This is a genomic window from Pseudochrobactrum mosebachae, assembly GCF_048914685.1.
In the GTDB taxonomy this organism is placed as follows: Bacteria; Pseudomonadota; Alphaproteobacteria; order Rhizobiales; family Rhizobiaceae; genus Pseudochrobactrum.
In genome coordinates this window covers 1618155-1639447 of record NZ_CP128408.1, presented here as the reverse complement: position 1 = coordinate 1639447, position 21293 = coordinate 1618155, and the positions used below count along the sequence as shown (strand labels likewise).

Below are 21293 nucleotides of genomic sequence, written 5' to 3'. Positions count from 1 at the left end.
GTTCTCAATCTTGAAAATCTTTGTATCTCAGGCCGAAACACAAAGAATGCCGGACTTATCCGGCAGCTTTAATTTGTTATTTTACCCTGCTTATTGGGCAGGAGCAAGGCGGCTTGTGCGCCGAGCCGATTAACGGGCGCTGCGCACACCAGATGCAAGCTCGCGCACAACAGCACTGGCAGCAGCAACCGGATCACCCTGAATGTTGTTATCTGCATCTAACGTTGCGGCAATAGCGGCCACAATTGCCGAGCCGACAACCACACCATCAGCCGAGGAGCCAATGGCTTTCGCCTGCTCTGCGGTGCGCACACCAAAGCCGACACAAACCGGCAGCGGGGTAAAGCTTTTGATGCGAGCAACCGCTTCACTGACCTGTGTTGTATCAGCCAGCGCCGAGCCGGTAATCCCGTTCATTGAGACGTAATACACGAAGCCGGAGGTGTTTTCGAGTACCTTTGGCAGGCGTTTGGCATCGGTAGTCGGCGTTGCCAGGCGAATAAAGTTAATTCCGGCTTTTAGCGCAGGAATGCACAATTCATCATCCATTTCCGGCGGCAGATCAACCACGATCAACCCGTCAATACCGGCATCAAGCGCTTCTTCAAGAAATCGCTCCACACCGTAAACATAGATCGGATTGTAATAGCCCATTAATACAATCGGCGTTGTATCATCGGTTAGGCGGAAATCACGCACCATCGCCAAGGCTTTTGGCAGGGTCTGGCCATTATGCAGCGCACGCAGTGCCGCAGCCTGAATGGCGGGGCCGTCAGCCATCGGATCGGAAAATGCCATGCCGATTTCAATCACATCGGCACCGGCTTGTGGCAATGCTTTCATAATATCAAGCGAAGTTTGGTAATCCGGATCGCCACCCATGAAATAGGTAACCAAGGCCGGGCGACCCTCAGCGCGAAGTTTCGCGAATTTCTCATCCATACGTGTTGTCATGATTACATTTCCATTCCGAGAATTTCGCCAACCGTATGTACGTCTTTGTCACCGCGACCGGAGAGATTGACGATCACGATCTGATCCTGATCCATCTCCGGAGCCAGTTTCAAGGCTTGCGCAATGGCATGCGAGGATTCCAATGCCGGAATAATACCTTCGGTGCGTGTGGTAATCTGGAAAGCATCCAGCGCTTCATCATCAAGAACAGGCACATAATCAACGCGGCCGGTATCTTTGAGCCATGAATGTTCAGGCCCCACACCTGGATAATCAAGACCGGCTGAGACCGAATGACCTTCGAGAATCTGGCCGTCAGCATCTTGCATCAGATAGGTGCGGTTGCCATGCAATACCCCGGGGCGACCGGCATTCATTGAGGCGCAATGTTCATCACCATCCAGACCGCGGCCACCGGCTTCAACGCCATAGATTTTCACCGATGTATCATCAAGGAAAGAATGGAACAGCCCGATTGCATTGGAGCCGCCGCCAACAGCTGCCACAATCGCATCCGGCAACCGGCCTTCACGCTCGATGATCTGCTCGCGTGCTTCAGTGCCGATGACGGATTGAAAATCGCGGACCATTTCCGGATAAGGATGCGGGCCGGCTGCTGTGCCGATCAGGTAATATGTATCATCCACATTGGTGACCCAGTCACGCAAGGCTTCATTCATTGCATCTTTCAGTGTGCCGTTGCCAGCCGTTACGGCATTGACCTTGGCACCCAGCAGTTTCATGCGGAAAACATTTGGCTTTTGGCGCTCCACATCGGTTGCGCCCATATACACCACGCAAGGCAGGCCGAAACGTGCTGCAACGGTAGCGGAAGCTACACCATGCTGGCCGGCGCCGGTTTCCGCAATGATACGGGTTTTGCCCATGCGCTTGGCAAGCAAAATCTGGCCAAGGCAATTGTTGATTTTATGGCTGCCGGTATGGTTCAGGTCTTCGCGTTTGAAATAGATTTTCGCGCCTTTTTTGCCATTGGCTTTGCCACCCTTTGCTGCCGCCTGTTCGCGCACATAACGGGTCAGGCCTTCAGCATAATAGAGCTTGGAAGGGCGACCGGCATAATGTGTGGAAAGTGCCTGCAATTCCGCTTTGAATTCAGGATCGTCTTTTGCAGTAGCATAGGCTTCCTGTAGTTCAAGGATCAGCGGCATCAGTGTTTCAGCGACAAAGCGGCCGCCGTAAATGCCAAACATGCCGTCTTCATTCGGCCCGGTTTTAAAGGAGTTGAGCTCGCTCGACATGATGCACGCTTCCGATCTTGTTATTTATTTTTTTATCCGCTTAAGCGGTTTTATTGGTGTTTTTGATTTGTTGCAAAGCCGCAAAAAACGCATCAATCAGTTTGACGTCTTTCTTGCCGGGCTCGCTCTCAACACCTGATGAAATGTCGATAGCAAAGCTGCCTGTTTTGGCAAGGGCTTGCACAATATTTCCTGCGTTAAGGCCGCCGGAAAGCATATAATTTCCAAACTCTGCACGATCTTTCAGCAAATCCCAGTCAAAACTAACACCGTTACCACCCGGTAATTCTGAGCGTTCCGGTGCTTTTGCATCAAACAAAAACCGGTCCGCAATGCCTTGATAGGACAAAACAGCATCAAAATCACTGTTGTCGCGGATGGAAAATGCTTTAATGACAGGCAGGTCATAGCGTTGCTTAATCTGCATCACGCGTTCTGGTGTTTCTTTGCCGTGAAGTTGCAAAATATCCGGCTGCAAAACGGAAACAATCTGATCCAGCTGCGCATCATCGGCATTGACGGTTACGGCCACAATTTGTGCTTTGCCGCGTGCAGGTGTTGCCAGTGCAAAGGCTTGCGCAGCATCAACATGGCGCGGGCTCTTGGGAAAAAAGATGAAGCCGATATGGCTGGCGCCATTATTAAGCACGGCTTCTACAGCTTCCGGCGTTTTCAGGCCGCAGATTTTAACGTGTAATGAAGAAGACATCAGATATTTCAGACCATTTAATATTGAAATGCACTGTAGCGCGTTAAAACTCTCAGGAACAGTTTAAACCACCGCTGCTGTAAATGAAATGGCATGCAAGGCACTGCCATTGCGCTTCAGCCATGCGCGGGAGGCAGCAGTGTCAGGGCAGAGCCTTGTGCATAAAGCCCAGAAATCAGGGCCGTGATTCATTTGTAAAAGATGTGCCACCTCATGAGCGACCAGATAATTAATCACATTGGCCGGCGCCATCATGATTCGCCACGAAAACGACAGGTCACCTTTGGAGGTGCATGAACCCCAGCGGCTGGTGGTATCTTTAAAACGAACAGACTGCGCAGGCTTGCCAATACGGTTGGTATGCACCAATACCAGCCCGTTAATGTCGGTTTTTGCCAGTTTCTTTAAGTAATCAGCAATGCGGCGTCCCAGATGCTGGGCATCACCATGAACGATCAGGATCGGTTCATAATTGTCATCGTGATCCTGACGCGTGGTGCCGCGCTTTTCCGGCAGATGCACAATCCGGTGCGGTATCCCGCGAATAGCAATCTGGCTGCCTGCGATGAGCGGCAGGGTTTCAGGAACTTTTCCAATCTGCATTTCGATCCAGCCGTGATGGCGGGCAATAAACAGATCCAGTTCACGCTGCGGTAATCTGGGTGGAATGGTTACGCGGATAGCTTTACCGCCGGTTTCAATACGCAATGTCAGACGTTTTGCCCGCGGGTTTTCCCAGACTTTAAGCGGCAGGTTGCGACCGGCCACACTGTATTCCTGTTCAGAGCGCAGGGCTTTAAGACCGCTTTGCACTTTTGCAGGCAGTTTTATTTTGCTCTGCGTTTTAGCAGGCGGGTCTTTTTTAGCCGGTTTTTTAAGCGGTGGCTTGCGGAACAGAGACAGGATCATGGCGGGATCATAAGTGATTCGTAGTTGAGAGCGGTAGTCAGCAAAACAAAAGGGCGCATCACAGATGCGCCCTTTTTATCAGAAGTAACCGAACTGGTTACAGATTGATAACGTCGTCGTTGGAGCTCACCTGATTACTGCTTTTGCGGCGCTCGTTCATGAAGCGGTCAAACTCTTCACGGTCACGGGCACGGCGCAATTCACGTATATGGGTTTCAAACTCGGCACGTGCTTCATCAAGCTTGTGGCGTTCTTCGTTGAGGCGCTGCATTTCTGCATCACGCCAGTCGTCGAAAGCACTATTGCCTGTGGAAGCGGAACCACCGGTAAAGCGTGAGAAATCCTGTGTTTTACGGCGGCATTTACCAACAAAATCATCAGTTGCCTGATTGATATCGCGTTTTACGCCGGGCAGGCGGTTGCCCCATAGAATATAAGCGAGCATGGCAAGGCCAAGTGGCCAGAAAAAAACAAAGCCGAGGACCATCAAAGCAATTGTTGCCGGTGTCCAGGCTGGGCGGATCAATGCGGATGTGTTCATAGATTGGCTCCGTAGATTAGGACAGCTTCAGAAAAAAGTGGAAACCGGTCTCCGTTCGAAACTGCATTACAACAAAGAGATAGAGAGGTTTTATGCCTCATGGAAAAATGAAACACTCTATCGCGATAATCCTGCTGATTATCGGTTGCTAAATAGGTGGGGTTTGTTGTCACCGGATTCAAGAAAACCCCTGCAAAATAAGGGTTTCCATAGGCTTTTTAACTGGGGTTTTATCTGGATCAGCGCTGATTTTTAAGGTTTTTCAACTGTTTAATTCTCATCGTTTTTTGGAAAAATATTCAAGCCCAGCTACAACCAGACCGGCAATCAGTGCCCAAAATGCGGAACCAATGCCCAAAATCACAATGCCGGACGCCGTAACTGCATAGGTTATAATGGCGGCGAAACGCTCGTCTTCTTTTTTCAAGGCCAGCGATAATGCATTGATAAAAGGGCCGATCAGACCAAGACCGGCAATCAACATGATCAATGCGGGCGGCAATACCGCAAACACCGCCACCAGAGACGCGCCAAAAATTGCGAAAATCACGTAAAAAAAAGCGTAAAACGGACCCGTAAGCCAGCGTTGTTTCGGGTCCGGATGCACATCAGGGCCGGTACAGATTGCGGCTGATATTGCTGCCATATTGCTGGTAGAAGCGCCAAATGGCGCCGTCAACAAAGACATCAATCCGGTCATTTTCAGGCAGGCGGCTGTTGGCGGCTCATAGCCTGCGGCACGTAGCACTGCAAAACCGGGCAAGTTCTGTGAGGCCATAGTTACCAGATAGAGCGGCAATGCCAGACCGACCATAGCCTGCACTGTGAATTTCGGCATAATCAGCGCGAGTGTGGATAATTCAGGTGTTGGCAGATTGTCAGCGCGCCCGAGAGCAAGCGCAAATATCACACCACCTATCAGAACGCTGATCACTGCCAGCGCCGGATTATACAAGCGGATGATCAAAAACAGCGCAATCAGCGGCAGCACCAGCAGCGGATCAAGTGACAGGGTTTTGGCAGCATTGATCACAAAGGCCGACAGCACACCCGCCAGCATGCCGGAGGCAATAGAGGCCGGAATACGCTCTACAAAACGCGCAACCGGCTTGATCAGTCCGGTAATAATCAGCGCTATTGCTGTGACGATGAAAGCGCCAACGGCTTCTTGCATATTAAAGCCGACACTGGCACCGATCAGTGCCAGCCCCGGCGTCGACCATGCGGCGATAATCGGCATGCGGTAGCGCCAGCTTAAAAAACCGGAAGCAACTGCGAGCGCCAGACAAAGTGCCGTAACCCAGCTCGCAGTTTGCGCCTGAGTGGCGCCAAGCGCTGTGGCTGCGGCAATAATCAGTGCTAAAGTACCGCCAAAACCGACAAATGCCGCAACTGCAGCCGATGCTATCACCGATGGTCGCATAATCCCCCCTTACAGATCAGGCTGTTTTGTTTGAAAATTTGAGACCATTGTTTCAACACTACGTGTAAGCAGATCCAGATCTTGCTGGCGTGATAAACGATGATCACCATCACGGATCAGGGTCAGCGTCACATTATCAACAGGGAGATGTTCAACCAGCTTTAAGGCGTGGTTATAGGGCACATCCGGATCTTCCATCCCTTGCAGAATATGCACAGGGCAGCCGGTTTCAATAATGCCGGTCAGAACCTGATTTTTACGCCCGTCTTCAAGCAAGTTCTTGGTGTAAATATAAGGGTGCGGAGAATAGTCTGACGGCTCTTCAAAATAACCTTTTGTTGCCAGCTGCGATTTCTGGTCTTCGCTTAACGTTGGCTCTATCAGGCTTTGTGTGAAATCCGGTGCCGGTGCCAGCAGGATAAGCCCCGCGGGTTTTTCACCGCTTTTTATGAGTTCCTGCGCCATGCGCAAAGCCAGCCATCCGCCCATCGACGAGCCGATGAGAATTTGTGGCCCCTTAGTAAACTTGCGATAAACCGCAAGGCTCTGTTCAAGCCAGAGCGAGATGGTGCCGTCTTTGAAATCACCACCAGAAAGCCCGTGGCCGGAATAGTCAAACCGCAGCATGGCATGAGTATGATCCGCTGCCCATTGATCAAGATGCTGCGCCTTGCCACCAAACATGTCCGAGCAATAACCGCCAAGCCAGACAAGGCCGGGTGATTTTTCACCTTTTCTAACCCGCAGGGCAATTTCAGTGCCGTTTACGTTCAGAAATTCGGCGGTTTCATTGCTCATCGGGCACTCCTTGATATGTATCGCATTTTATTGTCAGCGTTATAATAGATCGCGTTAAGCTATAAACTTGAAATTTTATCCGGCAATCCTCATCTTAATGTATAAGGGCAGTTCTGCGGATTTGTCGCGTTAGAAATCAAACATAAATAAATCTGCAGCGCAAAGCCGGATATATGCGCAATTTACTGCACGGATATTACCCTGAGGGGGTGATTTGCGTTTTAAAAGATGCTATTGACTTGCGCGCTGCACTAAGGTCATGCATTGGCTTAATGCGCAGTTGCGTGTATTGCTGCCCTTGCAGGCGGTAAGATTAATCGCACATCTTTAATAATTCGAGGAGAATACGACCATTCGCCGACCGTTCAGAGCGACGCCGGTCCAGAAAGACGGACCGCGCTCCAACCGAGATATCCGGGTTCCCCGGGTCCAGCTTATCGATGCCGAAGGCCAGAATCATGGCACAGTAACGATTCAGGAAGCCATTGCACTCGCTGAAGAAGCGGGTCTGGATCTTGTTGAGATCGTTCCTAATGCCGAACCGCCGGTCTGTAAGATCGTCGATCTTGGCAAGCTGAAGTATCAGAACCAGAAAAAAGCTGCCGAAGCGCGCAAGAAGCAAAAGACGGTTGAGATCAAAGAGCTCAAAATGCGTCCTAACATCGACGATCACGATTATGATGTGAAGTTGAAGGCTGCAGGACGTTTCTTTGAAGACGGAGATAAGGTCAAAGTTACTTTGCGTTTCCGTGGCCGTGAAATGGCGCATCAGGAACTTGGCATGAAGCTGTTGCAGCGTGTTAAGGAAGATACTGCGGAAATCGCTAAGGTTGAAGCAGAGCCGAAGCTTGAAGGCCGTCAGATGATGATGGTACTCGCTCCGCGCTGATTCTGATCAGTAATATTCATTGAAATGCGTATGTGCGATCTTGCACGGCGCATTTCGTGAGTGTTTTGAGATTATAAAGTGAAATGGCCGCCTACGGGCGGCTTTTTATTGAGTGTGAGAGTTGCTTTTTGCCGTGATTACGCTTAATGAAACGCTGTTCAAACCGACCGGCAGGGCATGCCGTGGCGGTTTTGTATGCTTTTCGGGCTTTGGTCGGCCTGAAAGTGAAATCGAGATTCCTCTCCGCAGTTGGTAAATGACGGCTCTGAACAAGAGGTGTCGCCTGCCTTCAGGCATGAGAGGGGTTGTAAACAAGGAGTAGCAAAATGCCCAAGATGAAGACCAAATCTGCTGCCAAGAAGCGGTTTAAAATTACCGCAACCGGCAAAGTGATGGCTGCCGCCGCTGGCAAGCGTCACGGTATGATCAAACGTTCAAATAAGTTCCTTCGCGATGCTCGCGGCACCATGGTTCTTTCTGAGCCAGATGCTAAAATCGTAAAGAAATTCTTGCCGAACGGCCTGTAACACCAGTTTCAAGGAGATTATACTATGGCACGTGTTAAACGCGGTGTGACTGCACACGCTAAACATAAAAAAGTCCTGAAGCAGGCTGAAGGTTTCCGCGGTCGTCGTAAGAATACGATCCGCGCTGCTAAAGCTGCTGTCGATCGTTCAAAACAGTATGCTTACCGCGATCGCAAGAACCGCAAGCGCACTTTCCGCGCTCTGTGGATTCAGCGTATCAATGCTGCTGTTCGTCTGCATGGCATTACTTATGGCCGCTTCATCGATGGTCTTGCTAAAGCGAACATCGAAGTTGACCGTAAGGTTCTGTCGGATCTGGCTATTCATGAGCCGGCAGCATTCGGCGCACTGGTTGCATCTGCAAAGACAGCGCTTGAATATCTGAAAGACACAACTCCAAACGCTTTTGAAGCTGCTGTACATTAATCCAGCCGCCTATCCAAAGCTTTTGTGCCAAGGCCGTTAGGCCACGGTTTTTTGGTTGTATTTGGAGAGCCCGCGCTGGTGTATACTGGCGCGGGTTTTCCTTTTTCTAGAGCAGTTTCAGGAAAAGTGGAAATCGGTTTTCTATCCGAAACTGCGTTTAAAAAAATAGATAGAGCGGTTTGCCTGCTTCAATAAAAATGAAAACGCTCTAGTACAATATAAGTCTGAATGTATCGCACGGCAAATTACCAAGGGTCAGAATGATGAACGATCTTGAACAACTTGAACAGGGCATATTGGCACAGATTGCCGCTGCCGGTGATGAACAGGCAATTGAAGCTGTGCGTGTTGCCGTGCTCGGCAAAAAAGGGTCGGTTTCCGAAAAACTGAAATCTTTGGGCTCGATGACGCCTGAAGAACGCCAGACTCAGGGCCCTGCAATCAATGGTCTGAAGAATCGTGTTTCTGATGCGCTGACAACCCGTAAAACCGAGTTGCGCAAAATTGCGGTCGCTGAAAAGCTTGAGCGCGAAACAGTTGATGTAACGCTTCCGGTACGGGCCTCCGCGGCATCACGTGGCCGTATCCACCCGATCTCTCAGGTGATTGACGAAATTACAGCAATTTTTGCCGATATGGGTTTTTCGATTGCCGAAGGGCCGGATGTCGAAACCGATTATTATAACTTCACTGCCCTGAACTTCCCTGAAGGTCATCCGGCGCGTGAAATGCACGATACATTCTTCTTTAATCCGGATGCGAATGGTGAGCGCAAATTGCTGCGCACCCATACATCGCCGGTGCAAGTGCATACGATGGAGCGCTTTGCCCAGATGCGTGCCAAAGACGGCCGTGATGAACCGATCCGTATTGTGATTCCAGGTAAGACCTATCGCATGGATTCCGACGCTACCCATTCACCGATGTTCCATCAGCTGGAAGGTCTGGTTGTCGATAAATCCTCCAATGTTGCCAATATCAAATGGGTGCTTGAAGAGTTCTGCAAAACTTTCTTTGAAGTGCCGTCTGTTAAAATGCGCCTGCGCCCGAGCTTCTTTCCTTTCACTGAGCCGTCAATGGAAGTGGATATCCAGTGCGACCGCTCCGGTGGCAATGTGAAGTTTGGTGAAGGCACCGACTGGCTGGAAATTCTCGGCTGCGGCATGGTGCATCCTAATGTTCTGCGCAATGCCGGCTTTGATCCGGACGTCTATCAGGGCTTTGCATGGGGTATGGGTATCGATCGCATTGCGATGCTGAAATATGGCATGCCGGATTTGCGCGCGTTCTTTGATGCGGATGTGCGCTGGCTCAATCATTATGGTTTCCGTCCCCTCGATCTGCCGACATTGTTCGGCGGTCTGAGCGCGTAAGACAGGATAGGTTTAAACAGATGAAATTCACACTTTCCTGGCTCAAGGATCACCTTGAAACCGATGCGACCCTGGAAGAAATCCTGATTAAGCTGACAGATATTGGTCTGGAAGTGGACGGGGTTGATGATCGCGCGGCGTTTAAAGCTTTTAAAATTGCCAAAGTGCTCAACGCAGTGCCACACCCTGATGCTGATAAGCTGCGCGTTCTGACCGTTGATACCGGTGAGGGCCAGCCGGTGCAGGTTGTGTGCGGGGCACCCAATGCCCGCACAGGTCTGGTCGGTGTGCTCGGCAAGCCTGGCGATTATGTACCGGGTCTTGATGTAACACTGTCCGTTGGTAAAATCCGTGGTGTTGAAAGCTTCGGCATGATGTGTTCCGAGCGCGAGCTGGAACTGTCAGATGAGCATAATGGTATCATTGATCTGCCCGAAGATGCGCCGGTTGGCATGAGCTTTGCCAGCTATATGGGCTTGGATGATCCGATCATTGAAATCGGCCTCACTCCGAACCGCGCTGATTGCACAGGTATCCATGGTATTGCCCGTGATCTGGCGGCCGCTGGTCTTGGCACATTGAAGCGCGATGTGATTGCGCCTGTTCAGGGTAAAGGCGAAACACCGGTTAAAGTTGTTCTTGATCAGGATGCTGACAAACCGTTTTGTACAGGTTTTGCGCTGCGTCTGATCAAGGGTGTTAAAAACGGCCCGAGCCCGAAATGGATGCAGCAGCGTCTGCAGGCAATCGGCTTGCGCCCGATCAATGCGCTGGTTGATATTACCAATTATATGACCTTTGATTATGGCCGCCCGCTGCATGTGTTTGATGCGGCCAAAGTGCAGGGCAACCTCACTGTGCGCCGTGCCAAAGAGGGTGAAACCGTGCTGGCTCTTGATCAGCGTGACTATAAGCTTGGCGAAAATCATTATGTGATTGCTGATGAGAAGGGCGTGGAATCCATTGCCGGTATCATGGGTGGTGAACAGTCCGGTTGCGATGAAAACACCACAGATGTGCTGATTGAATCTGCGCTGTGGGATCCGCGTATGATCGCGCGTACCGGCCGTGAACTTGGCATTATCAGTGATGCACGCTACCGCTTTGAGCGCGGCGTTGATTCACAGATGATGGTGCCCGGTATTGAGCAGGCAACTAGATTGGTGCTTGATCTGTGTGGTGGTGAGCCTGCGCTGGTTGAGAGCGTTGGTTATAAGCCTTACCAGCCGCGCGACATCGTGTTTCCGGTTGCAGAGGTTAAACGCTTGACCGGTATTGAAGTTGCTTATGACGCGGCTGCCGGTATTCTGACCCGCCTTGGTTTCGGTGTGAGTGGTGATGGCAAAGCCACCCTTCAGGTTACAGTGCCATCATGGCGCAATGACGTGGAAGGCAAAGCTGATCTGGTTGAGGAAGTGATGCGTATTTACGGCATCAACCAGATTGAACCTCAGCCATTGCCGAATATGGGTAGTGTTAATACCAAAATTCTCACAACTATGCAGATCCGTACTCGTCTTGCCAAGCGTATGCTGGCAACGCGCGGGATGATGGAAGCGGTAACTTATTCCTTCATTCCTGAAGCACATGCCAAAGCCTTTGGCGGTGGTGCTCGGCAACTGAAACTGGCAAACCCGATTGCAGCTGACATGTCGGATATGCGTCCGAGCCTGTTGCCGGGTCTTCTGAGCGCCGCGCAGCGTAATGCTGACCGTGGTTTTTCTGATCTGGCACTGTTTGAAGTGTCCGGCACCTATGAGGGTGACAAGCCTGAACAACAGCGCCGTGTGGCTGGTGGTATCCGTCGTGGGACTGCCGGTGTTGAAGGCGCTGGTCGCTTTTGGTCCGGCAATGCTGCTACAGTTGGCGTGTTTGATGCGAAGGCCGATGCACTGGCGGTGCTGGAGGCTTGTGGTGCACCTGTAGACCGCCTTCAGATCGAAGCGGGTGGACCATCATGGTATCATCCGGGGCGTTCAGGCACGTTGAAGCTCGGACCTAAAGTGGTGCTTGGTTATTTTGGTGAGTTCCATCCGGATGCACTGGAACTGCTTGATGTTTCAGGCGCGCTATGCGGTTTTGAAGTATTTATTGATGCTATTCCTGAGCCGAAACAGAAAAGCACCTGCACCAAGCCTGCGCTGACATTGTCGCAGTATCAGAGTGTGAAGCGTGATTTTGCTTTTGTGGTGGATGCGGGCGTTGATGCGGCAGCAATTGTGCGTGCAGTGTCGTCAGCCGATAAGAAGCTGATTGCTGGTGCGCAGGTGTTTGACATCTTTACCGGTACCTCACTTGGTGAAGGCAAGAAGTCTGTGGCTGTGGAAGTGCTGTTGCAGCCGCTTGACCGCACACTGACAGATGAAGATCTGGATGCTGTTGGTAAGCGTATTATTGAAAGCGTTACCAAGCAGACCGGCGGCATATTGCGCGGTTGATCCACAAAGCTTTTAAAACTAAAAAACCCGCCATTCCGGCGGGTTTTTAGTTCCGTATATCAAAAGATCAGGCCTGCTTTGTCACAGCCTGCGGCATGGCGCGCATGGCCATCTCAATAATACTTTGCACTGCTTCGCGTGTGCTGCCGTCCCGCGCTTCATAAGACAGGCTCTGCAGCATCGCGTGATAGAACTCGGCCATTTGTGTAAGATCGGTACCAGCAGGCAGATCGCCATCCTGTAATGCGCGTACACAACGGGCATAAATACGCCCAAATGATGCTTGCCTGATAGCTTTCAGAAAATCTTTGACGGGCTTGTTTTCCGGCTTGCACTGAATGCTGCTGACACTGAGCATACAGCCGCCAGCATGGCATGCATAGGCTTTGTCCGCATTAACCTCCAGCATGGCACGTATGCCTTGCTGAAAACTTTCAGCCTGATCAAGCGCCTCGAGCGATGCTCCGCCGATCGTGGCCATATAATAATCCACAGCTTCACGAAATGCTTGTTCCTTGCTGCCAAAAGCTGCATAAAAACTGGGCGGGGTAATGCCGATGGCCGCAGTAAAATCGTTGATCTGGGCGCATTCATAGCCTTTTTCCCAGAAAACTTTCATAACCCTTTCGAGCGCAATTTCCCGGTCGAAACTGCGAGGTCTGCCGCGTAAAGCCATTTCATACCTTTCTTTAGTACGTCTTATATAATTCACTTGACCGCTGCATTCAAGGCGTTATCAATTATGTAGTCATTACTATAAAATAGGTTTTATCATGAATGATATTTGCAATTCTGTAACCTCGTCTGCGCTCCCGGCAGATCAGGTGAAAAGTAAGACTGAGACTGCTGAAATGAGAAGCCCTGCCATTCCGTTGGTCGTTTATTGCTTATCGCTGGGGTTTTTTGCCCTGACAACCTCTGAGCTGATGATTTCCGGTATGTTGCCGTCATTGCAGCAGGCTTTTGGCCGCTCAATCGCTGATATAGGCAATCTGATTTCACTTTATGCAATGGGCATGGTAATCGGCGGGCCGCTGGTAACTGTGTTGTTTCTCTCTCTTAAAATAGAAAATAAACGCGGTCTGCTGTTTTTGCTGATATTTTATGCTTTGGCACAAAGTGTGGCGGCCTCGACAACAAGTTTTGAAGTGCTGATGGTTGCCCGCGTTATCACGGGTATGGTCGCTGCTACCAGTTTCGGGCTGATGCTTGCAATCACGGCGCAACTCGTAGCGCCTGGTATTCGTGGCCGGGCAACATCAGTGGTGTTTGCCGGCCTGATGATCTGCACCGTTTTCGGTGTTCCTGCTGCTACATTGATTGATTATTATTTGGGATGGCGCGCTAGCTTCTGGGCCATTGTTGTGCTGGTTTTATTTTGCGCGTTCATCATCGCGGTTAAAATTGAGCCCTCTGCCAAAGGCACAAGCGCGGATCTGCGGTCTGAGTTTAAGGAACTGACCAAGCCTAAACTCTGGGCCGCCTATGCAACAAGCGCTCTGGTTATCGGCTCGTCTTTTGCAGCCTATAGCTATTTCTCTCCGATCATGACGGATTTATCCGGATTTAATGCAGCACAAGTACCGGTTCTTCTCGCGGTCTATGGTGCGGCCAATATTATTGGCAATTTTATCACCGGTCGTGTGGCTGACCGCTATACGTTTAAAACATTGTTTATCGGTATTGCTCTGATGGTTGGTGCGATGCTGCTTTTTGCCATTTTGGGAGAGAGCAAAATTATAGCTGTGATTGCCGTGGTGATGATTGGTTTGACCGGCATTGCGCTCAATCCGGCATTGGCAGCACGTGTGATGCGTATTGCTCACCCTGGGGCGCTGGTCAATACCATGCATGCTTCAGTTATCAATATCGGTCTTGCTTTTGGCCCGTGGGCGGGCGGATTGGCAATTTCATCCGGCTTTGGCTTGAATGCACCGCTTTATGTTGGTTTTGGCATGGCCTTCATCGGACTGCTGACAATTATACCGCGTTCATTGCGTAATGTGTAATTAAAGCGCGCGGATAGCTTTCGCCTTGTCTTGACCGCTATAAGCAAGATTCATACCCTTGCAATCAAAGCCGGGAGCGGAAACATATGTTTCAGTTCCGAGGTTCGCATTTCGCTAATAAATTTTTATAAACTCTAAACTGTGCGAGTGAGTATGGCGCATCTCCGTTTTGCCGGCTTGACATTCAGTGAGCAGAAAGCCGCTTTTCTGGATATTATCAGCAGCAGTCCTTTGCTCATGGATGTTTTGAACAGAGCCAAACAATTACAGCTTGCAGAGTGGTATATTGTTTCAGGAGCACTTTATAATCTGGTTTGGAATGTGCTGACTAACAGGCCGCAAGCCCATGGCATTAAAGATATCGACCTGTTTTATTATGATGGTTCTGATCTGTCTTATGAGGCCGAGGACAAGATTATAAAGGCCGGAGAAACATTGTTTTCCGGCCTGCCGCTGCCGGTAGAAATCCGAAATCAGGCGCGGGTGCATTTGTGGTTTGAAAAACATTTCGGGCAGGCCTATACCCCATTGCAATCAAGCCAAGAGGGGATTGACCGCTTTGCCTCTAAAACACATGCGGTCGGAATCAGGCTTGATGAGAATGGTAAGTTTGATTTGTATGCGCCTTTTGGATTGGATGACATTTTTTCATTCCGGATCACACCTAACACCATTATCGATAATCGTGTGACACATCGTGCCAAAGCCGCACGGGCGAAGAAAAACTGGCCAGAGATCACAATAATTCCGTGGGACATTCCAGGCGAGTAGAGCCGAGGAGAAGCTGCGGGGACAGTTAAGTCATAAAAGGGTGATGGAAATATTTTATTTAACCTTGAAAACCCAAAAGCCAATCAACATGTTATTGACAGGATTTGTTCTTGCGAAGAAAAGTCCTGAATAATTGAAATAATCAGCTTCAAATTATTAAAAACCACTTTAAATGATTAAAACCTGCGTAAATCTATCAAAACTGAATGAAAAACAATCAAAACTAGGGCAAAAGGTGGGATTTTTGTCGCAACTGACCGGTTGTGACTTGCAGTGAAAATCCACCCTTCTTATATACCCCTCGACACATGATGTTCTGGCGTTTAAAAGCCGGTTCGTTTTGTCTAAAACCCGATAGGGGCTGCCACATGGAATGCTCGGCAGAGGTCCCGGCAGTTCGCTGAATGGAGAAGAATAAATATGGCTAAAGTTATTGGTATTGATCTGGGAACGACCAACTCCTGCGTCTCCGTTATGGACGGCAAGACTGCGAAGGTCATTGAGAATGCTGAAGGTGCACGTACAACGCCTTCTATTATTGCTTTTTCGGATAATGACGAACGTCTCGCTGGCCAGCCTGCGAAGCGTCAGGCTGTCACCAATCCGGAAGGTACATTATTTGCCGTTAAGCGTCTTGTAGGCCGCCGCTTTGATGACCCGATGGTTACCAAAGATAAAGATCTTGTTCCGTACAAGATCGTTAAGGGCGACAATGGCGACGCATGGGTAGAAACCCACGGCAAGAAATATTCGCCATCGCAGATTTCCGCGATGATCCTTCAGAAAATGAAGGAAACCGCAGAAGCCTATCTTGGCGAAAAAGTTGAACAGGCAGTTATCACTGTTCCTGCTTACTTTAATGATGCTCAGCGTCAGGCAACAAAAGATGCCGGTAAAATTGCCGGTCTTGAAGTTCTGCGTATCATCAACGAACCAACTGCTGCAGCACTTGCTTACGGCCTCGACAAGAGCGAAGCCAAGACCATTGCTGTATACGATCTGGGTGGTGGTACATTCGACGTATCGATCCTCGAAATCGGTGACGGCGTGTTTGAAGTGAAGTCCACCAATGGTGACACTTTCCTCGGCGGTGAAGATTTCGATATGCGTCTTGTTGAATATCTGGCAGCAGAGTTCAAAAAAGAGCAGGGTATTGATCTTAAGAGCGACAAGCTTGCTCTGCAGCGCCTCAAGGAAGCCGCAGAAAAAGCCAAGATCGAATTGTCTTCGGCTCAGCAGACTGAAATCAACCTGCCATTCATTACCGCTGATGCATCGGGTCCGAAGCATCTGGCCATCAAACTGACCCGTGCGAAGCTCGAAAGCCTGGTAGATGATCTGGTTCAGCGCACTGTCGGCCCTTGTAAGGCTGCACTCAAAGACGCTGGTCTTAAAGCTGGTGAAATTGATGAAGTCGTGCTGGTTGGTGGTATGACCCGTATGCCGAAAATTCAGGAAGTTGTTAAAGCTTTCTTCGGCAAGGAACCACATAAGGGTGTGAACCCTGATGAAGTGGTTGCAATGGGTGCTGCTATTCAGGCCGGCGTATTGCAGGGTGATGTTAAAGACGTTCTGTTGCTCGACGTAACACCATTGTCACTGGGTATTGAAACCCTCGGTGGCGTGTTTACCCGACTGATCGACCGTAACACCACGATCCCGACCAAGAAGTCGCAGACTTTCTCGACTGCTGATGACAACCAGTCTGCCGTAACCATTCGTGTTGCGCAGGGTGAACGCGAAATGGCTGCCGACAACAAGATGCTCGGCCAGTTTGATCTGGTTGGTATTCCACCGGCACCACGCGGTGTACCGCAGATTGAAGTGACTTTTGATATCGATGCCAATGGTATTGTCAATGTGACAGCCAAAGACAAAGGCACCGGTAAGGAACATCAGATCCGTATTCAGGCATCCGGTGGTCTTTCCGACGCTGATATCGAAAAGATGGTTCAGGATGCGGAAGCAAATGCTGAGTCCGATAAGGCGCGCCGTGCTGCGGTTGAAGCGAAAAACCAGGCTGAAGCGCTGATTCACTCGACTGAAAAGTCGATGAAGGAATATGGCGATAAGGTTACCGGCGATGACAAGGCTGCGATTGAAACAGCACTTGCTGAGCTGAAATCTGCAGTCGAAGGCGACGATGCTGAAGATATTTCGGCTAAAACGCAAGTGCTGTCTGAAGCTGCGATGAAGCTTGGTCAGGCCATGTATGAATCAGCGCAGGCAGCTGAAGGCGGTGAAGATGCTGCTGATGATGTGCGTGCTGAGGATGATGATGTTGTTGACGCTGATTTCGAAGAAATCGACGAAGACAAAAAGAAATCCTGATCTCAGGTGAAAGGCAAAGCCCGGCGAAAGCCGGGCTTTTGTCCATTCGGTTGCTTGGATAATATGCGTATTTTCTAAAAATCATATGCAGTATAAATTTCAAGCACATTTACCCGTCTCTGGACATTGGTTACCAGTGTCACCACATAAACCGGACGGGGTGCACAAGGCATTTATGGTAAAGCTGAGTAAGAGTTTTGCGTGGTAAATGCGGTGAAAAAAGAGTCAGCGCCATATATTGGTTTTCCGGAAGACCCATGTTCTTGTTTTCTGCAAACTAAAGGCTGCGACAACCTTCAATGACTGTCTGAAAATGTTCTGATTGGGGCAACAGGATCAGACAACAGCCATCGGGACGAATGGTTTATGAAAGTGGATTATTACGAAACGCTCGGCGTTGTCAGAACTGCGGATGATAAGGTTATTAAAACCGCTTATCGCAAACTGGCAATGCAATATCACCCGGATCGCAATCCGAATGATGAGGAAGCGGCAGCTAAATTTCTTGAGCTGGGTGCAGCCTATGAAGTGCTGAAAGACCCGCAAAAACGCGCAGCCTATGACCGTTTCGGCCATGCCGCCTTTGAAAATGGCGGCGGCGGCAACGGTGGCGGCTTTGGCGGCGGTGGTTTCGGTGGCGGCGGCTTTGCCGATATTTTCGAAGACATTTTTGGCGATGTCATGGGCGGTGGTCGCAATCGCCGTTCCAATGGCCGTGAACGTGGTGCCGATCTTCGCTATAATATGGAAGTGACGCTTGAAGAAGCTTATCATGGCAAAACTGCGCAGATCAGTGTGCCAAGTTCGATTTCTTGTGAAGAATGCACAGGCACAGGTGCTAAAAAAGGCACGCAGCCTGTCACCTGTACCACGTGTGGCGGTGCAGGACGTGTGCGTGTCTCGCAGGGCTTTTTCTCGGTAGAGCGCACCTGTCATTCCTGTAACGGCCGTGGCCAGACGATCAAGGATCCGTGCCCTAAATGTGATGGTGCAGGACGTATTACGCAGGAACGGACATTGTCGGTCAATATTCCGGCAGGGATTGAAGACGGAACCCGCATTCGCCTGACCGGCGAGGGTGAGGCTGGCACACGTGGCGGGCCGAGCGGCGATCTTTATATTTTCCTCTCGGTTAAACCGCATGAGTTTTTCCAGCGTGATGGTTCTGATCTCTATTGCACTGTGCCTATTTCTATGGCCACAGCAGCGCTTGGCGGGCAGTTTGAAGTGGCAACGCTGGATGGCACCCAAACACGCGTTAAAGTGCCTGAAGGCACGCAAAGTGGCAAACAGTTCCGCTTAAAGAGCAAAGGTATGCCAATTCTGCGACAGCAGACAACTGGTGATCTTTATATCCAGATCGCGATTGAAACACCGCAGAATTTGAGCAAACGCCAGCGCGAATTACTTGAAGAATTCGAGCAGATTTCATCAACAGAAAATAGCCCGCAATCCACTGGCTTTTTCTCGAGGATGAAAGATTTTTTTGAAGGCATTCGCGATTAAGCTCTGCTACTTTCAGTGAAATATAAAAAGCGGCATTCGTCTCAAACGGATGCCGCTTTTTTGTAGCATCCCCGAAAATCTGTAGTTTTTTGTATATCTGTTATTAAAAATTCCATAGTTTGGGCTTTTTGCCTTGCTTCCGCCGTGAAATACGTCGACCTTTAGTCTGCTAGCGACATATGGGAGTGATTGATGGCCGGGCTTATACCAAAAAACCTTGCAAAAAAATTTGATGAAGAGATTCGCTTTTTCAAAGGCTGGATCGATAAGCCCAAAGCTGTCGGCGCAATCCTGCCAACAAGCGGTATCACTGCACGGCGCATGGCTAGCATTGTTAACCCGGCATCCGGTCTGCCTGTGCTTGAGCTTGGGCCAGGTACCGGCGTGATTACCAAAGCCATTTTGGAGCGCGGAGTTGAGCCGTCTAATTTGTTTTCAGTTGAATATTCACCGGCATTTTTCCAGCATTTGCAAAACACATATTCCGGCGTGAATTTTCTGCAGGGCGATGCGTTTGATCTCGACACTGTGCTTGGCAGTGCCCGTGATCAGCAGTTCGACAGTGTCATTTCCGCTGTGCCTTTGCTGAACTTTCCGATGGAAAAACGTCTGGCATTTCTTGAGGATTTGTTGAACCGTATTCCGAATGGCCGTCCGGTGATGCAGATTTCCTATGGCCCTGTTTCGCCGCTACCGGTAGGACGTGGTGCCTATAGTGTTGAAGGCTTCGATTTTATTCTGCGTAATTTACCTCCGGCACGGCTATGGGTTTACCGCCGGATTGTCGTTTAGAGCGCAGCACCATCAGGCTGAATGCGCTTGATGGTGCTAATTCCTGTATGAAATATCAAGGTGCTCCCGGCTCTATACGCGCAACTCAATGAGAAAAGGCCCTTCAAGGTCAAATGAGGCTAAGAGCAAGGCTTTCAAATCTGCCAGTGTTTCCGCTCTTGCTGCAGGAACACCAAGCCCTTGCGCAATTTGTACCCAATCCGGTGCCGGATCATCAAACTTCAGGACACGCTTTGCGTTGTCGCCATAATGATTGATGCCGAGATTGGTCAACTCTCCCTGCAAAATTTTATACTCTGCATTGGCAAACAGCACGGTGGTGATGCGTAATTTTTCACTCGCCTGCGTCCACAGTCCCTGCACCGTATACATTGCGCTGCCATCGGCCTGAAGGTTGATGACCTGACGATTCGGGCAGGCAATGGCCGCGCCTAAAGCCAAGGGTATGCCAGAGCCGATTGCACCACCGGTGAGCTGCAGATAATCATGTGTGGCGGCATTTTCACTGTCTTGCAGAAAGCTGCTGCCTGCCGTGACAGATTCATCGCAGATGATGCTGTTTTCCGGCAATAATGCGGCTATCAGCGCGCAGGCTTGGGCGCCATTAACCGGCACGCTCAAATCTTCCGGCTCTTGTGGATGGGGGCGCTGCACTGCTGCTACCGGTTTGGCCTTTAACAGAGCATTGAGCCGCTGTAGCGCGTCTAATCCATCCTCTCCTGCCACAGCGAATTGCAGGCAGCTGCAATCTTTATGTGTGAGAACGCTAGGTTTGCCCGGATATGAGAAAAACGCAACCGGTGCTGCGGCTTCAACTAAAATAAGCTGATCATAGCGGCTTAGAAGCTCAAGCGATGCCGCGATCGGATAGGGCAGTTTTTTAATTACAGGGCGGCCTTGTCCGCGTTCAATGCGGGGAGCAAAGGTTTCAGCCAGCATATCTGCATGGCAGTGCATGGCGATCTGCTCCAGCAGGCGTAGCGGCTCGGCACGCAACATCCGGCCGCCTGCAAGTATCAGAGTTTTTTTTCCTGATTGTAATGCAACAGCGATAGTTTCGATTGTTTGCTGTGAAACAGCGGTAAAATCGGGTGTCACGGGCTCTGCAAAAGGCACAGTTTCAGATCTCGTCCATGCCACATCAACGGGCAGAACCAGTGCAGTCACACCGGGCAGGCTCAGTGCAGCCTGCCATGCTTGCGCAGTATCTTCAGCAACACTTGCAGCAGTTTTGGCGCGGCGATACCACTGCACCATAGGTGTGGCGAGGCTTTCAATATCACTGGTTAGCGGGGCGTCATATACAAGATGGCTGTCGGCATGGTCACCGATAATATTGATCATTGGCGTGCGAGCGCGGCGGGCATTGTGGAGATTAGCCAGACCATTTGCCAGTCCTGGCCCCAGATGCAGCAAGGTTGCGGCAGGCTTGTCGCTCATGCGCGCATAACCATCGGCGGCACCGGTTACCACACCTTCAAATAGCCCCAGCACACAGCGCATTTCAGGGCGCTGATCAAGTGCCGCCACAAAATTCATCTCAGAAGTGCCGGGATTAGCAAAGCAAACATCAACCCCATGCACCAGCAAACTATCGACAAGATGTTCGGCACCATTACGAATAACGGTCATTTATCT

General features: G+C 50.3%; 19 protein-coding genes. 10 read left to right on the top strand and 9 right to left on the bottom strand.

Annotated features, from left to right (window positions below):
- Positions 1–129: 129 nt before the first annotated feature.
- The 7 genes from trpA to MP213Fo_RS07390 form a co-directional block, all read right to left on the bottom strand.
- Complete coding sequence (gene trpA / locus MP213Fo_RS07420; protein WP_421088446.1) at positions 130–954, bottom strand: tryptophan synthase subunit alpha; 825 nt, start codon at positions 952–954, stop codon at positions 130–132.
- A gap of 2 nt (positions 955–956) precedes the next feature.
- Entirely contained in the window at positions 957–2213 is a 1257-nt protein-coding gene (trpB, locus tag MP213Fo_RS07415; RefSeq protein WP_421088445.1) for a tryptophan synthase subunit beta, read from the bottom strand.
- Between the two features lie 40 nt (positions 2214–2253).
- Positions 2254–2922 (bottom strand): phosphoribosylanthranilate isomerase, encoded by a 669-nt coding sequence (locus tag MP213Fo_RS07410; protein ID WP_421088444.1) that lies wholly within the window; start codon positions 2920–2922, stop codon positions 2254–2256.
- Between the two features lie 63 nt (positions 2923–2985).
- Positions 2986–3831: a M48 family metallopeptidase gene (locus MP213Fo_RS07405; RefSeq protein ID WP_421088443.1), complete on the bottom strand. Its 846-nt coding sequence runs from the start codon at positions 3829–3831 to the stop codon at positions 2986–2988.
- 97 nt (positions 3832–3928) lie between these two features.
- Positions 3929–4372: a DUF2852 domain-containing protein gene (locus MP213Fo_RS07400; RefSeq protein ID WP_421088442.1), complete on the bottom strand. Its 444-nt coding sequence runs from the start codon at positions 4370–4372 to the stop codon at positions 3929–3931.
- A gap of 277 nt (positions 4373–4649) precedes the next feature.
- The gene (locus tag MP213Fo_RS07395) at positions 4650–5795 is read right to left on the bottom strand and encodes a benzoate/H(+) symporter BenE family transporter (protein ID WP_421088441.1); all 1146 of its coding nucleotides are present in this window, start codon (positions 5793–5795) and stop codon (positions 4650–4652) included.
- Between the two features lie 9 nt (positions 5796–5804).
- The gene (locus MP213Fo_RS07390; protein ID WP_421088440.1) at positions 5805–6593 is read right to left on the bottom strand and encodes an alpha/beta hydrolase; all 789 of its coding nucleotides are present in this window, start codon (positions 6591–6593) and stop codon (positions 5805–5807) included.
- Positions 6594–6945: 352 nt separating this feature from the next.
- Here MP213Fo_RS07390 and infC point away from each other — a divergent pair, with 352 nt between their 5' ends.
- From infC to pheT, 5 genes are all read left to right on the top strand, one after another.
- Entirely contained in the window at positions 6946–7482 is a 537-nt protein-coding gene (infC, locus tag MP213Fo_RS07385) for a translation initiation factor IF-3 (protein WP_421091062.1), read from the top strand.
- A 326-nt stretch (positions 7483–7808) separates the two neighbouring features.
- The gene (gene rpmI / locus MP213Fo_RS07380) at positions 7809–8009 is read left to right on the top strand and encodes a 50S ribosomal protein L35 (protein ID WP_421088439.1); all 201 of its coding nucleotides are present in this window, start codon (positions 7809–7811) and stop codon (positions 8007–8009) included.
- Between the two features lie 24 nt (positions 8010–8033).
- Positions 8034–8435 (top strand): 50S ribosomal protein L20, encoded by a 402-nt coding sequence (rplT, locus tag MP213Fo_RS07375; RefSeq protein ID WP_421088438.1) that lies wholly within the window; start codon positions 8034–8036, stop codon positions 8433–8435.
- 263 nt (positions 8436–8698) lie between these two features.
- Positions 8699–9808 carry a phenylalanine--tRNA ligase subunit alpha gene (pheS, locus tag MP213Fo_RS07370; protein ID WP_421091061.1) on the top strand — a complete coding sequence of 370 codons (1110 nt, stop codon included), beginning with the start codon at positions 8699–8701 and terminating at the stop codon, positions 9806–9808.
- A 20-nt stretch (positions 9809–9828) separates the two neighbouring features.
- Entirely contained in the window at positions 9829–12246 is a 2418-nt protein-coding gene (gene pheT / locus MP213Fo_RS07365) for a phenylalanine--tRNA ligase subunit beta (protein ID WP_421088437.1), read from the top strand.
- 67 nt (positions 12247–12313) lie between these two features.
- Here pheT and MP213Fo_RS07360 read toward each other — a convergent pair whose 3' ends face one another.
- Positions 12314–12922: a TetR/AcrR family transcriptional regulator gene (locus MP213Fo_RS07360; RefSeq protein WP_421088436.1), complete on the bottom strand. Its 609-nt coding sequence runs from the start codon at positions 12920–12922 to the stop codon at positions 12314–12316.
- A 148-nt stretch (positions 12923–13070) separates the two neighbouring features.
- Here MP213Fo_RS07360 and MP213Fo_RS07355 point away from each other — a divergent pair, with 148 nt between their 5' ends.
- From MP213Fo_RS07355 to pmtA, 5 genes are all read left to right on the top strand, one after another.
- Positions 13071–14255 (top strand): MFS transporter, encoded by a 1185-nt coding sequence (locus MP213Fo_RS07355; protein ID WP_421088435.1) that lies wholly within the window; start codon positions 13071–13073, stop codon positions 14253–14255.
- Between the two features lie 153 nt (positions 14256–14408).
- Entirely contained in the window at positions 14409–15026 is a 618-nt protein-coding gene (locus MP213Fo_RS07350; protein ID WP_421088434.1) for a nucleotidyltransferase family protein, read from the top strand.
- A 420-nt stretch (positions 15027–15446) separates the two neighbouring features.
- Positions 15447–17357, top strand: coding sequence for a molecular chaperone DnaK (gene dnaK, locus MP213Fo_RS07345; RefSeq protein ID WP_421088433.1), 1911 nt, complete (start codon positions 15447–15449; stop codon positions 17355–17357).
- 366 nt (positions 17358–17723) lie between these two features.
- Positions 17724–18863: a molecular chaperone DnaJ gene (gene dnaJ / locus MP213Fo_RS07340; RefSeq protein WP_421088432.1), complete on the top strand. Its 1140-nt coding sequence runs from the start codon at positions 17724–17726 to the stop codon at positions 18861–18863.
- 192 nt (positions 18864–19055) lie between these two features.
- Positions 19056–19655, top strand: coding sequence for a phospholipid N-methyltransferase PmtA (gene pmtA / locus MP213Fo_RS07335; RefSeq protein WP_421088431.1), 600 nt, complete (start codon positions 19056–19058; stop codon positions 19653–19655).
- A gap of 72 nt (positions 19656–19727) precedes the next feature.
- Here the strand turns inward: pmtA and MP213Fo_RS07330 are convergent, their stop codons facing one another.
- The gene (locus MP213Fo_RS07330; RefSeq protein WP_421088430.1) at positions 19728–21287 is read right to left on the bottom strand and encodes an acetolactate synthase large subunit; all 1560 of its coding nucleotides are present in this window, start codon (positions 21285–21287) and stop codon (positions 19728–19730) included.
- Positions 21288–21293: the final 6 nt, after the last annotated feature.